The organism is Pseudomonas sp. NY15356 (assembly GCF_048068175.1).
GTDB classification, from domain to species: Bacteria; Pseudomonadota; Gammaproteobacteria; order Pseudomonadales; family Pseudomonadaceae; genus Aquipseudomonas; species Aquipseudomonas putida_K.
Map to the genome: position 1 here is coordinate 106309 of NZ_JBLUPW010000004.1, position 14742 is coordinate 121050.

Genomic DNA, 14742 nt, shown 5'->3' on the forward strand with positions numbered 1-14742 from the left:
GCTCGGCTCAACGGTTGGACTTGATATCGCTCCAGGAGCGGGTCATCAGGCGCATGATCTTCGGGCTCTGGGTGGTGGACACATAGAGCTTGTCCAGCACGGCCTGGGGCGGGTAGACCTCGGGGTTGTTCACCAGCGCCGTGTCCATGTGCGCCTGGGCGTCGGGGTTGGCATTGGCGTAGCCCACGGTGGCACTGACCTTGGCGATCACCTGCGGGTCGAGCAGGTAGTTGATGAAGGCCAGGGCCTGTTCCGGGTTGGCCGCGTCCTTGGGGATCGCCAGCAGGTCGAACCACAGGTTGCTGCCTTCCTTGGGAATGCTGTAGGCGATCTTCACGCCATTGCCGGCCTCTTCGGCGCGCTGGGCGGCCTGGAACACATCGCCGGAGTAACCGAAGGCCACGCAAATGTTGCCGTTAGCCAGGTCCGAAACGTACTTGGACGAATGGAAGTAGGTCACGTAGGGGCGTACCGCCATCAGCTTGGCCTTGGCCTTGGCGTAGTCGCCAGGGGTTTCGCTGCGCGGGTCCAGGCCCATGTAGTTGAGCACGGCGGGGAACAGCTCGTCGGGCGAGTCCATGAAGGCGACGCCGCACTGCTTGAGCTTTTCGAGGTTCTGCGGCTCGAACAGGACCGCCCAGGAGTCGACATGGTCGATGCCCAGTGCCGCCTTGACCTTGTCGACGTTGTAGCCGATGCCGTTGGTACCCCACAGGTAGGGCACAGCGTACTGGTTACCGGGGTCGTTCTGCTCCAGTTGCTTGAGCAACGTCGGGTCCAGGTGCTTCCAGTTCGGCAGCTTGGCGCGGTCGAGCGGCATGAAGGCGCCGGCCTTGGCCTGGCGGGCGAGGAAATGGTTGGAGGGCACCACCACGTCGTAGCCGGTGCGCCCGGCGAGCAGCTTGCCCTCCAGGGTTTCGTTGGAGTCGAACACGTCGTACACCACCTTGATGCCGGTGCTGGCCTGGAAGTCGGCCAAGGTGGTGCTGCCGATGTAGTCGGTCCAGTTGTAGACCTTGACCTCGGGCTGGGCCTGGGCGGCCGCGCCGAACAACAGGGTGAGCGCGGCGGGAATCAGGGTTTGCAGATGACGCATGTCGACACCTCGTTTGGCTTTGTTGTTTACGGTGTTGTTTCGGAGCTGGCGGGCGAAGGCCCCGTGGGAGCGGGTTCTCTGGCGAATAGGCCGCATATCGACCCATGCCTTGGCGGGTAGACCCGCTCCCACAGGCGCCCGGAAGCTCAGACGCTCAGCAGCAGGAATTCACGCTCCCATGAGCTGATCACGCGCTTGAAGTTCTCGTGCTCGGCGCGCTTGACCGCCACGTAGCCCTGGACGAACTGCCGGCCCAGGTACTGGTGCAGGATCTGGCAGTCTTCCATGTGCTGCAGCGCATCCTCGATGGTGATCGGCAGGCGCAGGTTGCGCCGTTCATAGGCGCGGCCCTGCACCGGCGCGCTCGGCTCGATCCGCTCGACCATGCCCAGGTAGCCACACAACAGGCTCGCGGCGATCGCCAGGTACGGGTTGGCGTCGGCGCCGGGCAGGCGGTTCTCCACGCGCATGGCCTCGGGGCTGGAGGTCGGCACGCGCAGGCCGGCGGTGCGGTTTTCCTCGCCCCACTCGACGTTCACCGGTGCCGAGGTGTCCGGCAGGAAGCGGCGGAACGAGTTGACGTTCGGTGCGAACATCGGCAGCACCTTGGGGATGTATTTCTGCAGGCCGCCGATGTGATACAGGAACAGCTCGCTCTTGCTGCCGTCGTCGTTGACGAAGATCGGCTTGCCGGTGGCAATGTCGACCACGCTCTGGTGCAGGTGCATGGCGCTGCCCGGTTCGTCGGTAATCGGCTTGGCCATGAAGGTGGCCGTGACGTTGTGCTTGAGCGCCGCCTCGCGCAGGGTGCGCTTGAACACGGTGATCTGGTCGGCCAGGTCCAGGGCGTCACCGTGGCGGAAGTTGATCTCCATCTGCGCCGGGCCGTCTTCGTGGATCAACGTGTCCAGGTCCAGGCCCTGGAGTTCGCACCAGTCGTAGACGTCTTCGAACAGCGGGTCGAATTCGTTGGCCGCATCGATGGAGAACGACTGCCGGCCGCTCTCGGCACGGCCCGAGCGCCCCAGCGGCACCTGCAGGGGCAGGTCCGGGTCTTCGCAGCGCTGGGTCAGATAGAACTCCATTTCCGGGGCCACGATCGGCTGCCAGCCTTTGTCGGCATACAGCTTGAGCACCTTCTTGAGCACGTTGCGTGGCGACAGCTCGATCGGGTTGCCATGCTTGTCGAAGGTGTCGTGGATGACGATGGCGGTGGGCTCGATCGCCCAGGGAATCTGGTACACCGCCGCAGGGTCGGGGCGGCAGACCATATCGATGTCGGCGGCATCGAGCAGGTCGTAGTAAATGTCGTCGTCGACATAGTCGCCGGTGACTGTCTGCAGCAGCACGCTTTCCGGCAGACGCATGCCGCGCTCATGGAGGAACTTGGCGGTAGGGGCGATCTTGCCGCGGGCAATGCCGGTCAGGTCGCTGATCACACATTCGACTTCGGTGATCCGGTGTTCTTTCAGCCAGGCGGACAGCTGATCGAAGGGGGCGTTCATACAGACCTCTTGGTTGGGTTTTGTGGGCGAGTCCGCGTTGGAATCTTCCCAGGCGACGCGCTGAGGTCTATCTTGGTCGCAGGCCCTCGGGGCGATCTATCCACTTTCTTCGCGAACAAATGCACCAAAAGAGTGCATAAGGGACGAGCGCGTGACAACGGCCAATGCCTTGCAGGTCCAGGCTTTCCATACTCATGACGTGACCGAACAGGTGCGCGCCACCCCGGGGTGGCAGCAACAATACCGGCAGATGTCCCCCGGGCATTTCAACGGCCAGCTGCGTTGTCTGGGGCTCGATGGGGTGGAGGTTTACGAAGAGAGCCTGAACACGCGGGTCGAACAGTTCTTCCGCGCGCCGAGCGGGTCGTTGGCGTTCTGCTTCGACCGCAGCGACAACAGCCTCTACCTGCTCAACGAAGACAGCCGCAATATCTGGATCACCCCGGAGAACTACCAGGAAGTGGCGGTGGTCTTCGACCAGGCGTTCATGGTGCGCCATGGGTTGAACCTGGAGCGGCTGGACGGGTTGTTCATGGTGCCCCTCGGCAGTGGGCAGAACGCCTTGTTCGGCAGCTGGCTGAGCGCGACCCTCACGCGGCTGGGCGATGCCGATTACCCGCTGGAGGGCAAGGCGCTGGCCGAGCAGCTGTTGGAAGACTGCCTGTTCATCCTCGACAACGCCTGCCAGCGCCTGCAGGGCGATGCCCTGGGGCGGCGTGACGAAGCGCGGGCGATCATGCGCCGGGTCAGCGAATGGGCGGCCGATTGCCCAGAAGAAACCCTCAACTTGATGGAGCTGGCCGATGTGGCCGGGGTGTCGTTGCGTCAGTTGCAGCAGGCGTTCAAGGCGTTCACCGACATGCCGCCGGGGCAGTGGCTGCGGTTGCGCAGGCTCAATGGGGCCAGGCGTGACTTGCTGCGCCATGGCGCCGGGGACGTGACCGTGGCCGAGGTGGCGATGCGCTGGTCGTTCTGGCACCTGGGGCGGTTTTCCGAAAGCTATCGGGAGCTGTTCAAGGAGTTGCCGAGCGAGACCCTCAAGCGTTCGCCATAGCCGCTCCGGTGCCTATGAGATCGAGCGCCGCCCGCGCGGCGCATCGCGAGCTGCGCTCGCTCCTACGTTTGTTTCGGGCCAATTACTCCTGGGGAATTTTCGCGCGGACGCTTTGGCGCCTGACGCGAGACTGTGTCGTACGAACCAGGCGGTCGCGCGCGCCTGTCACAGGCGTTACTGGCCGAAAACAAACGTAGGAGCGAGCGCAGCTCGCGATGCGCCGCGCGGGCGGCGCTCGATTCCACAGGCGCCAAAACTACCCCGGCGAATATATGCCAGAATCAGTTGCGATCCAGCCACACGGTCTGCACGTTGCAGAACTCTCGTACGCCGAAATGCGAAAGCTCCCGCCCGAAGCCGCTCTTCTTCACACCGCCAAAGGCCACACGGGGGTCGGAGGCGCAGTAGCCGTTGATGAACACGCCACCGGTATCCAGCGCCGCGGTCATGCGCTCGGCCAAAGCCAGGTCGGCGGTGTAGAGGGTCGAGGCCAGGCCGAACTCGCTGTCGTTGGCCAGTTCGACGGCATGGTCTGCATCCCGAGCGGTGATGATCGCCGCCACCGGGCCGAACAGTTCCTGCTTGAAGGCGGTCATGTGCGGGGTAACGTCGCCGAACACGGTGGGTTCGTAGTAGTTGCCCACGCCTTCGGCCTTCTTGCCGCCCAACAGCAGGGTCGCGCCTTCGGCCAGGGTTGCCTGGACCTGGCCGTCGAGTTCGTCGCGCAGGTCGAAACGGGCCATCGGGCCGATGTAGGTGTCGTCGTCCAGCGGGTTGCCGATCTTGAGCTGGCGGGTGGCTTCGACGAACTTTTGCGTGAACGCTTCGACGATGCCTTGCTCGACGATCATGCGCTTGGCGGCCGCGCAGACCTGGCCGGTGTTTTGGTAGCGACCGATGACCGCTGCCTTGACTGCAGCGTCGAGGTCAGCGTCAGCCAGGACGATGAACGGGTCGGAACCGCCCAGTTCGAGTACGCACTTTTTCAGCGCGGCACCGGCCTGGGCGCCGATGGCCATGCCGGCCCGCACGCTGCCGGTGAGGGTGACCGCGGCGATGCGCGGGTCATTGATGGCACGGGTGACCCCCTCCGGGGTGACATTGATCACCTCGAATACCCCTTCTGGTAGGCCGGCTTGCTTGAACAGCTCCAGCAGCAGGTAGGCGCTGCCCATCACGTTCGGTGCGTGCTTGAGCACATAGGTGTTGCCGGCCAGCAGCGCCGGTACGGCGCCCCTCAGCACCTGCCAGATCGGGAAGTTCCACGGCATCACGGCGAGGATCGGGCCCATCGGGCGGTACTCGATGCGGGCCTTTTCGATCTGGGTCGGCTCCGGCGCGAGCATGGCCGGGCCGTGTTCGGCGTACCACTGGCACAAGCCTACGCACTTGCTGACTTCGCCACGGGCCTGGGTGATCGGCTTGCCGATCTCGCGGCTGATCATCTGCGCGAAGGTTTCATGCCGGGCCTGCAGGGCAGAGGCCAGGGCGAGCAGGTATTCGCTGCGCTGACCCGGCGACACCTGACGCCAGTGGCCGAAGCCTGCCTTGGCGCGTTGCAGCGCCGCTTCCAGTGCGGCGTCGGTATCGAAGGGGTAATGGCCGATCCGCTCGCCACTGTGTGGGTCGATGGAAATGGCGTGGGTCAGGCTGCTGATCTCGCTCATGGCGGGCTCCTCATTGTTGTGTCCAGCGAGCGCCCAGACTAGTGGCGTGCAGCGTTAATGAAAACTGAATAATAATGAGCGAAACATTCACGAATGGAGAAAGACTGTGGACCTGGTTCAACTGGAAATCTTCAAGGCCGTCGCCGAACACGGCAGCATCAGCGCCGCTGCCCAGCAGATCCACCGGGTGCCGTCGAACCTCACCACGCGGATCAAGCAATTGGAGGAAGACCTGGGCGTCGACCTGTTCATCCGCGAGAAAAGCCGCCTGCGCCTGTCACCGGCCGGGTGGAACTTCCTCGAGTACACCCGGCGCATCCTCGACCTTGTGCACGAGGCGCGCCTGACCGTGGCGGGAGAGGACCCCCAGGGCACCTTCGCCCTGGGCTCGCTGGAAAGTACCGCGGCGGTGCGCATTCCCGGGCTGCTGGCGGCCTACAACCAGCGCTACCCCAAGGTCGACCTGGACCTGTCCACCGGGCCGTCGGGGACCATGCTCGAAGGCGTGTTGTCCGGGCGCTTGGTGGCAGCATTCGTCGATGGCCCGGTGTTGCACCCCACCCTGGAGGGCATGCCGGTTTTCCAGGAGGAAATGGTCATCATCGCACCGCTCAACCATGCCCCGGTGGGCCGTGCCCGCGATGTGAACGGCGAGAGCATCTATGCCTTTCGCGCCAACTGCTCCTACCGCCACCATTTCGAGAACTGGTTCGTCCAGGACCAGGCGGTGCCGGGCAAAATCCATGAAATGGAGTCCTACCACGGCATGCTGGCCTGCGTGAGCGCCGGTGCCGGCCTTGCCTTGATGCCACGCAGCATGCTCGACAGCATGCCCGGTTGCAGCACGGTGAGCGTTTGGCCGCTGTCGGAGGATTTTCGCTACCTCAGGACTTGGCTGGTCTGGCGCCGGGGCACGGTGTCGCGCAGCCTGAGCACGTTCATCAAGCTGCTCGAGGAACGCCGCGCGGCCTGACGGGCGGCCCTGTCTGGCTCGAACGCCACTGCTGGCACGGCGTCGAACATTGTGTAGACCATCCCTCGAGGGAGGAATGCACCATGCGCAACCATCATTTCGGCTTGTGCGCGGCGCTGCTGGTGGCCCTGGTCATGCCCTGGACCTTGGCCGCCGCGGCCGACCTGAACGCACCGATCGATCCGCAAGGCGTGCACCTGCAGCCGCAGGAACAGAACGGCGTGCGCTACCTGCAGGGTGGTATCGGCCAGGACGAAGCCAATGCCCTGCGTCGCACCCCGGGCTATGACCTGCACGTTACCCTGTCGATCGGCCCGGAAGGCAAGTTCCAGAGCGGCGCCGCCGTGGACATCCAGAATGCCCAGGGCCAGCCGGTACTGGCATTGCAGGATGTCGGCCCATTGCTGTTCGTGCAGTTGCCGCCGGGGCAGTACCGCGTGACCGGTACCGCCGATGGCGAAACCGTGCAGCAGCAAGTGACAGTGGACGGCAAGGCGCCGGCCAATGTGAACCTGCACTGGCGTTAGGGCTCGCCAGAAAAAGGGTGGAGTACACATGTACTCCATGGGTTCAGCAGCCAAGGCTCGGTCCGTCGTCACACGGCGCCACGGATCGGGCCTATATTTTTTGAACGATCCTGAATCCTCGCCCTTCTGATACTTCAGAGCGTGCCTGCCGGAGCATGGCCATGAACCTGGACGTCCAGTTGCAATCCCTGCATGACCGCGGATACGTACTGATTCCGGGTGTACTCGACCCGCTGCGCATTGCCTTGCTGCGTTGCGCCATCGACGACCTGCAACCGCTGCACTGGGACTACCAGGGCTTGCTCGAACACTACAAGTGCGTATTCAACCGCGACCCGTTGTGGCTGTCGTTTCTCGACCTGCCACCGCTGATCGAGCTGGCTGAAGCGGTGCTGGGCGCCGATTGCCATGTGATCGGCCAGACAGCCTGGCGCAGCCATCCGGGGTACCCCGGCATGGGGCTGCACCTGGACTATCTGCCGATGGAGATGCCTGACTGGATACGTGCCCGTGAGGACTTCAGCCAACCGGCGCAGATCCTTACCGCCCAGGTGTACCTGTGCGATATCGACGATGCCGTGGGGCCGACCTGGATCGTGCCCGGCAGCCACCGGGCCGGCCGCCCGCCCCGTGATGGCGAGGATAGTTGGCTGGGGCAGGGCGCACGGGCGGTGCTGTGCCAGGCGGGTGACGCACTGGTATTTCGCAGCGATGTCTGGCATAGCGGCGGGGCCAACAGCAGTGGCGGGCGAGACCGCGACATGCTCCAGGTGCACTATGGCCGGCGCATGGTCGCGCAGAAGTTTTCGCCTTACTTGACGTGGCGGTTCAATCCCGAAGTCGTGGAAGAGGCGACACCGCGGCAACGAAGGTTGTTGGGAGAACACCAGGAATCGGTCTATGACTGAAAATGCATTGCTGACAAAACTGCAACAGTCTGTTGTCGACCTTAGTGGCAAATGAGTTTCAACTTTTTGTTTAACTGGTCGATAATCGAAAAAGTATTACGCCTTGTTACTTGGTTGGATGCACCAGGTTCGACAAGCAAGAACGAGGGGCACGAGCCCCCGACTGGCAACAAGCCGGCAGGCAATGCACCGGCTTGTCCGTGAAGACCATCAGGAGATGTCATTGATGAAAACCCGTCTCGCCGCTTCGCTGGCCGCCGCCGTCCTGGCCTTGGCCGGCGCCAACATGGCCCAGGCCGCACAAGTGTCCGGCGCCGTTGGTGCCACCGGCCAAGGCGACATGACCTACCGCATCGGCCTTTCGTTCGACTGGGACAAGAAGTGGTTCGAAAGCAACACGGGCCACCTGACTGGCTATTGGGATGCGGCCTATACGTACTGGGAGGGCGGTGAAGCCAGTGGTGCCCACTCGCTGTCGTTCAGCCCGGTGTTCGTCTATGAATTCAGCGGCTTCACCTATACCCCGTTCATCGAGGCGGGTATCGGCCTTGCCGCGTTCTCCAAGACCGATGTCGGCGACCAGCGCCTGGGCTCTTCGGTCAACTTCGAAGACCGCATCGGCTTTGGTCTCAAGTTGCCGCAAGAGCAGAAGATCGGTATTCGCGCGATGCACTATTCCAATGCCGGCCTGAAGCAACCCAACGACGGTATCGAATCCTACTCGCTGTACTACAGCAAAGGCTTCTGATCGCCAATACGGCCCAGGCTCCGCTTGTTTCGTGGGAGATTGCGCTGTCGCGCAGAGAACAAGCGGCCAATGCAGCCCCTGTGGGAGCGGCGGTGCGGCGGTCCGACTTGCCCCGCGATCAAGGGCGAAGCCCTTGCCAGGCGACGGTGATATCGGGCCCGGCCCAATCGCGGGACAAGTCGGACCGCCGCACCGCCGCTCCCACAGGGTGCTGCAAATCAAATGGTCATGCGTTGTTCTATGAGAGCGGGCTTGCCTCGCGCTTGGGCCCCATGCCTCACCGCACCGCCTTGATCGCCAGCACGTTGCACAGCGGGTGTTCCACCACATGGGCCGTGGTCCCGCCGAGGAAGGTACGCATCGCATCGTGCCGGTGGCTGCCCATGACGATCACGTCCGCCCGGCTGTGGCTGACGAACTGGGCGATTTCCCGTATGGCCGGCCCTTCGAGAAAATGCCTGCGCTCCAGGTCGATCTGGTGATGGTCGCCCAGGCGGTTGAAGGCTGCCCGCTGGGCGGTGCGCACGCTGCCATCGAAGCCTGGCATGGTCACGGTACCGGCACCGAAGTCGGCAATATGCGTCTTGGCCGCATCGCAGACGTGCAGCAGGTGCAGTTCGGCGTTGCACTGCAAGGCCAGGGCGTGGGCGCATCGGATTACCTGTTCGTCCAAATGCTCGGCACCTTCGTGGCAGTTCAGATCTACCGCAGCGGCGATCTGCCGGGGCAGCGGCAGGCGGATATCGCTGACCAGGTGCACGGCGATGGGGCTGTCCTTGAGCAGTTGCCAGTCCAGGGGCGTCACCAGCAGGCGCTTGAGCACCGGCTCATGCTGCACATCCTTGACCAGCAGGTCGCAGCCCAGGCGTTCGACCTGCTCCAGCACGCTGCCCAACGGGTCGCGGGTGAGCAGCAGCTCGGTGGACACATCCAGCCCGGCATTGCGTAGTTGCTCGGCCTCGTCGGCCAACCATTGGCGGTTGTGTTCGAGCAGGCGCTCACGTTCGCGACTGTCGCTCATCAGACCGAAGGTGTCGACATCGTCGACGAACACGTTGATATCCAGCAGTGCACCGCTGGACTCGGCCAGCGCCGCCGCCCGCTGCAGGGCAGGGGTGTGGCGCATCTGCGGTCCGAGCATGACGAACAATCGCTTGAACTGGCTCATCTCATACCTCCACGTGCGGCAGCCCCCATTCCTGCCAGCGCTGGTTGTCCGGGCCAAATGGCCGAATCCCTCATTCAGTCTAGACCCTACCGGCCGACCAGCCGACGCGTCGGGACCTGGGGTATGATGCGAGCCCTTTCTCCACATCGAGGCCCGATCCATGTCCCTGAGCGTTGAACAGATTGGCGAATTCCGCGCCTTCGCCGAGCAGCTGGCCGATGTCGCTGCCGCGGCGATCCAGCCGTATTTCCGTGCAAGCCTGGACGTCGAGGACAAGGGCGGGCGCTTGTACGACCCGGTGACCGTGGCCGACAAGGCCGCCGAAGATGCCATGCGCGGGCAGATCCTGGCCCGTTACCCGGAACATGGCATTCTCGGCGAGGAACACGGCGCGGCCGTCGGCAGCAGCCCGCTGACCTGGGTCCTGGACCCGATCGATGGCACCCGCGCCTTCATCACCGGCCTGCCGCTGTGGGGCACGCTGATCGCCCTGAACGACGGCACCCGCCCGGTCGTGGGGGTGATGAACCAGCCCTTCACCGGCGAACGTTTCGTCGGCACCCCCGCCGGCGCCTGGCGCAGCGGTACGCCGCTCAAGACCCGGGCCTGCGCTGACCTGGCCTCGGCCACACTGATGTGCACCACCCCTGACATGTTCGACACGCCAGAGCGCAAGTCGGCCTTCGAGGCCGTGGCAGGGAAGGCGCGTTTGATGCGCTACGGTGGCGACTGCTATGCATACTGCATGCTGGCCTCGGGTTTCGTCGATGTGATCGTCGAGGCCAGCCTGCAGCCGTACGATGTGCAGGCGCTGATGCCGATCATCGAAGGCGCCGGCGGAGTGATCACTGCCTGGGATGGCAGCTCGGCGCAAAATGGCGGTTGCGTGGTGGCGTGTGGCGACCCGGCGCTGCATGCGCAGGTGGTGGAGATGTTGCGTCACGCCATGTAGCAGCCTCGAGTTTTGCCCACCATCGCACTTTTTCGCATTTACGGGCTCTATCCATGGCCAGGCTGGGCCGATGTCCGCCCCAGCCGTTGACCCCAGACCCCGGTGCCGATGGTTGTATCACTGCTGAAATCTTCCCGCCTGCTCCTGGCAGGCGCCACGCTCGCCCTGTGCGCCTGTACCCAGGAGCAGGGCCGCGACATCATCACCCAGTTCGGTGACGGCAAGCCCAGCGAGCTGTTCCAGACCAGCGTCGATCGCATGGCGACCCTGTCCATGCGTGACAACCTGCAGAGCTTGTACCTGCTGATGAACAAGCTCTACCAGCGCAACCCCAGCCAATGGAAACTGTCCGGCTACCTCGACGCCGCCACCGCCGAGCGGCAGATTCGCCTGGCCATCGAGCAGCGTCAGCCCTTGCCGCAATTGGGCAACCGTCGCGATCTGGCGGCCTTGAGCTACGCCTTGAGCCCGGAGTTTCGCGGCGACCGGGTCGGGGCGTTCATCTACGCCATCGGCAGCATGGTGATCACCGCCCATGGCGGGCGCACCGAGTTCTACATGACCGACACCATCGACCCGCTGTTCGTCAACAACGCTGCGCGCAACATCGAGAAGGCCACCTGGATGCTCAGCCAGCGCCAGGATGCCAACGGGGTGTTGCTGCTATTCTCCAACGAGATATCCGAAGAAGGCAGCAACCTGAGCTTCGCCGTGGAGTTCGGCAAGATCGTGGCGCGGCTGGACCTGCTGGCCCAGATGCTCGACGAACGCTACCGGCGCATCGGCCTGAACTACGCCCAGAGCCTGTTGCTGATGAACTTCCTGCCGGTGCAGTAGCACCTTTGGACAATCGACGGTGATATCGGGCCCGGCCTGATCACGGGGCAAGCCGCTCCACAGTGCCCCGTTCTACAGATGACGCGGCCGTCCGATCATCGAACAGGTCTGATCGTCGATCGTTCGCTGTTCGCACAGCCTTTGCTTTGGTCCCATTGCCTGCTCGCCGGCTTTTTGCTTAGCCTGTGCCGGGCACCGCCGGTGGTCGCCTGCCCGTATCCTTGCACCACCGGCTCGATAGACTGACCGTGAGCGACCGTGGCCACGGGCCTTGAGTGCCCGTAGGGCGCGGCGACCAGAACAATAACGAAGCCGAGTGCCTTGCCTATGGAAAGCCGCCTGTTGAGCGAGCGCAGCAGCGTGTTCCACCACGCCGACCCCTATGCCGTGTCCGACTACGTCAACCGGCATGTGGGCCAGCATTGCATCGGTTTGTCCCGCACCACCCACCCCCAGGCCAGCCTGAGCCATCGCAAGTTCGCCGAGCTGGACCTGTGTCGTATCAGCTACGGCGGCAGCGTGCGGGTCACCTCACCGGCGCTGGAAACCATCTACCACCTGCAGATCCTGCTCAACGGCCATTGCCTGTGGCGTGGGCACCAGCGCGAACACTACCTGGTGCCAGGGGAGTTGTTGCTGATCAACCCCGACGACCCGGTGGACCTCACCTATTCCCAGGACTGCGAGAAATTCATCCTCAAGGTGCCCACGCGCCTGCTCGAGTCGATCTGCGACGAACAGCGCTGGCAACGGCCCAGCGGCGGTGTGCGCTTCTTGCGCAATCACTACCGGCTCGAAGAACTGGATGGTTTCGTCAACCTGCTGGCCATGGTCTGTCACGAAGCCGAGGTGAGCGATGCGTTACCGCGGGTGCAGGGGCACTACAGCCAGATCGTCGCCAGCAAGCTGTTGACGCTGATGCACACCAATGTCCTGCGTGAAGCCCTCGGCTCGCCAGGGGCGGGCCTGGAACGGATCCTCGAGCATATCGACCGCAACCTGAAGCTGGAGCTCTCGGCCGAAGGCCTGGCCGAGCAGGCCTGCATGAGCGTGCGCTCGCTCTATGCACTGTTCGACCGGCACCTGGGCATCACACCCAGGCAGTACATTCGCCAGCGCAAGCTCGAACAGGTGCACGCCTGCCTGAGCGATGCCAGTTGCCCGGTGCGCAATGTCACCGAGCTGGCCCTGGACTACGGCTTCCTGCACCTGGGCCGATTCTCGGACAGCTACCGGCAACAGTTCGGTGAGCTGCCCTCCGAGACGCTCAAGCGCCGCGTGTAGCGCTCTTTCGTGGGCGCGGCCCTGCGAACGTGAACCTGCACAATTCGGATAGCACTCTGCACGATCCGGATATTGCCCCTGCCGACCCCGCCCTAACCTGACATGGCCTGAACAATAACAAATGGAGACCCTGGCCATGTCCCTGGGATTCGACTACCTCAATGCCATGCTCGAGGACGATCGGGAAAAAGGTGTCTACCGCTGCAAGCGGGAGATGTTCACCGACCCGCGCCTGTTCGACCTGGAGATGAAACACATCTTCGAGGGCAACTGGATCTACCTGGCCCATGAAAGCCAGATCCCCGAGAAGAACGACTTCCTGACCCTGAACATGGGGCGTCAGCCGATCTTCATCGCGCGCAACAAGGACGGGGAACTCAACGCCTTCCTCAATGCCTGCAGCCACCGTGGCGCGATGCTCTGCCGCCACAAGCGCGGCAACCGTGCCAGCTACACCTGCCCGTTCCATGGATGGACCTTCAACAACAGCGGCAAGCTGCTCAAGGTCAAGGACCCGGCCAATGCCGGCTACCCTGACAGCTTCAACTGCGATGGCTCCCATGACCTGACCAAGGTGGCACGCTTCGAGTCCTACCGTGGCTTCCTGTTCGGCAGCCTGAATGCCGACGTCAAGCCGCTGGTCGAGCACCTGGGCGAGTCGGCGAAGATCATCGACATGATCGTCGACCAGTCGCCCGAGGGCCTGGAGGTGCTGCGCGGTGCCAGTTCCTATATCTACGAAGGCAACTGGAAGCTCACCGCCGAGAACGGTGCAGACGGCTACCACGTCAGCTCCGTGCACTGGAACTACGCCGCCACCCAGAACCAACGCAAGCAGCGCGAGGCTGGCGACGAGATCAAGACCATGAGCGCCGGCGCCTGGGCCAAGCAGGGCGGGGGCTTCTATTCCTTCGACCATGGCCACCTGCTGCTCTGGACTCGCTGGGCCAACCCTGAGGACCGCCCGGCCTACGAGCGGCGCGACCAGCTGGCGGCCGATTTCGGCCAGGCCCGCGCCGACTGGATGATCGAGAACTCGCGCAACCTGTGCCTGTATCCCAACGTCTACCTGATGGATCAGTTCAGCTCGCAGATCCGTGTCGCCCGGCCGATCTCGGTGAACAAGACCGAAATCACCATCTATTGCATCGCACCCAAGGGCGAGAGCGCCGAGGCGCGGGCCAAGCGTATCCGCCAGTACGAGGACTTCTTCAACGTCAGCGGCATGGCCACCCCGGACGACCTTGAGGAGTTTCGCTCCTGCCAGACCGGTTACGGCGCAGGCAGCGGTTGGAACGACATGTCCCGTGGCGCTGCGCACTGGGGCGAGGGCGCCGACGATGCGGCGCGGCAGATCGAGCTCCGGCCACTGCTCTCGGGCGTGCGCACCGAGGACGAAGGCCTGTTCGTGCTGCAGCACAAGTACTGGCAGCAGACCCTGCTCCAGGCCCTGGAACAGGAACAGCGGTTGATTCCCGTGGAGGCCGTGCAATGAGTATCCATGACACCGTGCGGGACTTTCTCTACCGCGAAGCGCGTTACCTGGACGATGCCCAGTGGGACCAATGGCTGGAGCTGTACGCCGCCGATGCGACCTTCTGGATGCCGTCCTGGGACGATGACGACACCCTCACCGAAGACCCTCAGCGCGAGATCTCGCTGATCTGGTACGGCAACCGCGGTGGCCTGGAGGACCGGGTGTTCCGCATCAAGACCGAGCGCTCCAGCGCCACGGTGCCGGATACCCGCACCTCCCACAACATCAGCAACATCGAGATCGTCGAGCACGGCGAAGGGCAATGCCAGGTGCGCTTCAACTGGCACACCTTGAGCTTTCGCTACAAGACCACCGACAGCTACTTCGGTACCAGCTTCTACACCCTCGACCTGCGCGGCGAGCAGCCGCTGATCCTGGCCAAGAAGGTGGTGCTCAAGAACGACTACGTGCGTCAGGTCATCGACATCTACCACATCTGATCCGAGGTCACGCGAGCCGCTCGGTGTGCCAACGGGTGCACCGTGG

At 63.7% G+C, this 14742-nt stretch carries 14 protein-coding genes; 10 read left to right on the plus strand and 4 right to left on the minus strand.

What is annotated here, in order from left to right; translation table 11 throughout:
• Window positions 1-7 precede the first annotated feature (7 nt).
• Both ACNFCI_RS05495 and ACNFCI_RS05500 read right to left on the minus strand, forming a co-directional pair.
• Window positions 8-1096 carry a polyamine ABC transporter substrate-binding protein gene (locus ACNFCI_RS05495; protein WP_324812287.1) on the minus strand — a complete coding sequence of 363 codons (1089 nt, stop codon included), beginning with the start codon at window positions 1094-1096 and terminating at the stop codon, window positions 8-10.
• Between the two features lie 146 nt (window positions 1097-1242).
• Entirely contained in the window at window positions 1243-2601 is a 1359-nt protein-coding gene (locus tag ACNFCI_RS05500; protein ID WP_368828981.1) for a glutamine synthetase family protein, read from the minus strand.
• 151 nt (window positions 2602-2752) lie between these two features.
• Between ACNFCI_RS05500 and ACNFCI_RS05505 the strand changes: the two genes are divergently transcribed.
• The gene (locus ACNFCI_RS05505) at window positions 2753-3655 is read left to right on the plus strand and encodes a helix-turn-helix domain-containing protein (RefSeq protein WP_084858924.1); all 903 of its coding nucleotides are present in this window, start codon (window positions 2753-2755) and stop codon (window positions 3653-3655) included.
• A 281-nt stretch (window positions 3656-3936) separates the two neighbouring features.
• Here the strand turns inward: ACNFCI_RS05505 and ACNFCI_RS05510 are convergent, their stop codons facing one another.
• Complete coding sequence (locus ACNFCI_RS05510; protein ID WP_084858923.1) at window positions 3937-5322, minus strand: aldehyde dehydrogenase family protein; 1386 nt, start codon at window positions 5320-5322, stop codon at window positions 3937-3939.
• Window positions 5323-5428: 106 nt separating this feature from the next.
• On the opposite strand from ACNFCI_RS05510, the gene ptrR reads away from it, so the two are divergent.
• The 4 genes from ptrR (at window position 5429) to ACNFCI_RS05530 (ending at window position 8478) form a co-directional block, all read left to right on the plus strand.
• Entirely contained in the window at window positions 5429-6295 is an 867-nt protein-coding gene (gene ptrR / locus ACNFCI_RS05515) for a putrescine utilization regulator PtrR (protein ID WP_084858922.1), read from the plus strand.
• Window positions 6296-6378: 83 nt separating this feature from the next.
• Entirely contained in the window at window positions 6379-6822 is a 444-nt protein-coding gene (locus tag ACNFCI_RS05520; protein ID WP_084858921.1) for a hypothetical protein, read from the plus strand.
• 161 nt (window positions 6823-6983) lie between these two features.
• Window positions 6984-7730, plus strand: coding sequence for a phytanoyl-CoA dioxygenase family protein (locus ACNFCI_RS05525; protein WP_368828979.1), 747 nt, complete (start codon window positions 6984-6986; stop codon window positions 7728-7730).
• Between the two features lie 286 nt (window positions 7731-8016).
• Complete coding sequence (locus tag ACNFCI_RS05530) at window positions 8017-8478, plus strand: acyloxyacyl hydrolase (protein ID WP_411969637.1); 462 nt, start codon at window positions 8017-8019, stop codon at window positions 8476-8478.
• A 277-nt stretch (window positions 8479-8755) separates the two neighbouring features.
• Here the strand turns inward: ACNFCI_RS05530 and ACNFCI_RS05535 are convergent, their stop codons facing one another.
• Window positions 8756-9646, minus strand: coding sequence for a universal stress protein (locus tag ACNFCI_RS05535; protein WP_368828978.1), 891 nt, complete (start codon window positions 9644-9646; stop codon window positions 8756-8758).
• A gap of 160 nt (window positions 9647-9806) precedes the next feature.
• Here ACNFCI_RS05535 and hisN point away from each other — a divergent pair, with 160 nt between their 5' ends.
• The 5 genes from hisN to benB all read left to right on the plus strand — a co-directional run bounded on the left by hisN (window position 9807) and on the right by benB (window position 14696).
• Complete coding sequence (gene hisN, locus ACNFCI_RS05540; protein ID WP_368828977.1) at window positions 9807-10598, plus strand: histidinol-phosphatase; 792 nt, start codon at window positions 9807-9809, stop codon at window positions 10596-10598.
• A gap of 108 nt (window positions 10599-10706) precedes the next feature.
• Window positions 10707-11435 (plus strand): hypothetical protein, encoded by a 729-nt coding sequence (locus tag ACNFCI_RS05545; RefSeq protein WP_368828976.1) that lies wholly within the window; start codon window positions 10707-10709, stop codon window positions 11433-11435.
• Between the two features lie 327 nt (window positions 11436-11762).
• Complete coding sequence (locus tag ACNFCI_RS05550; protein ID WP_084857909.1) at window positions 11763-12719, plus strand: AraC family transcriptional regulator; 957 nt, start codon at window positions 11763-11765, stop codon at window positions 12717-12719.
• A 136-nt stretch (window positions 12720-12855) separates the two neighbouring features.
• Window positions 12856-14214: a benzoate 1,2-dioxygenase large subunit gene (benA, locus tag ACNFCI_RS05555; RefSeq protein WP_416767577.1), complete on the plus strand. Its 1359-nt coding sequence runs from the start codon at window positions 12856-12858 to the stop codon at window positions 14212-14214.
• Window positions 14211-14696, plus strand: coding sequence for a benzoate 1,2-dioxygenase small subunit (gene benB, locus ACNFCI_RS05560; RefSeq protein ID WP_084857908.1), 486 nt, complete (start codon window positions 14211-14213; stop codon window positions 14694-14696). Before benA ends, benB begins: the two co-directional genes overlap by 4 nt.
• Window positions 14697-14742: the final 46 nt, after the last annotated feature.

Bases quoted from the DNA above. Each gene is read 5' to 3' on its own strand.
- ACNFCI_RS05495 (WP_324812287.1), bottom strand. From the start codon at position 1,096: ATGCGTCATCTGCAAACCCTGATTCCCGCCGCGCTCACCCTGTTGTTC.
- ACNFCI_RS05500 (WP_368828981.1), bottom strand. From the start codon at position 2,601: ATGAACGCCCCCTTCGATCAGCTGTCCGCCTGGCTGAAAGAACACCGG.
- ACNFCI_RS05510 (WP_084858923.1), bottom strand. From the start codon at position 5,322: ATGAGCGAGATCAGCAGCCTGACCCACGCCATTTCCATCGACCCACAC.
- ACNFCI_RS05520 (WP_084858921.1), top strand. From the start codon at position 6,379: ATGCGCAACCATCATTTCGGCTTGTGCGCGGCGCTGCTGGTGGCCCTG.
- ACNFCI_RS05525 (WP_368828979.1), top strand. From the start codon at position 6,984: ATGAACCTGGACGTCCAGTTGCAATCCCTGCATGACCGCGGATACGTA.
- ACNFCI_RS05530 (WP_411969637.1), top strand. From the start codon at position 8,017: ATGGCCCAGGCCGCACAAGTGTCCGGCGCCGTTGGTGCCACCGGCCAA.
- ACNFCI_RS05535 (WP_368828978.1), bottom strand. From the start codon at position 9,646: ATGAGCCAGTTCAAGCGATTGTTCGTCATGCTCGGACCGCAGATGCGC.
- hisN (WP_368828977.1), top strand. From the start codon at position 9,807: ATGTCCCTGAGCGTTGAACAGATTGGCGAATTCCGCGCCTTCGCCGAG.
- ACNFCI_RS05545 (WP_368828976.1), top strand. From the start codon at position 10,707: ATGGTTGTATCACTGCTGAAATCTTCCCGCCTGCTCCTGGCAGGCGCC.
- ACNFCI_RS05550 (WP_084857909.1), top strand. From the start codon at position 11,763: ATGGAAAGCCGCCTGTTGAGCGAGCGCAGCAGCGTGTTCCACCACGCC.
- benA (WP_416767577.1), top strand. From the start codon at position 12,856: ATGTCCCTGGGATTCGACTACCTCAATGCCATGCTCGAGGACGATCGG.
- benB (WP_084857908.1), top strand. From the start codon at position 14,211: ATGAGTATCCATGACACCGTGCGGGACTTTCTCTACCGCGAAGCGCGT.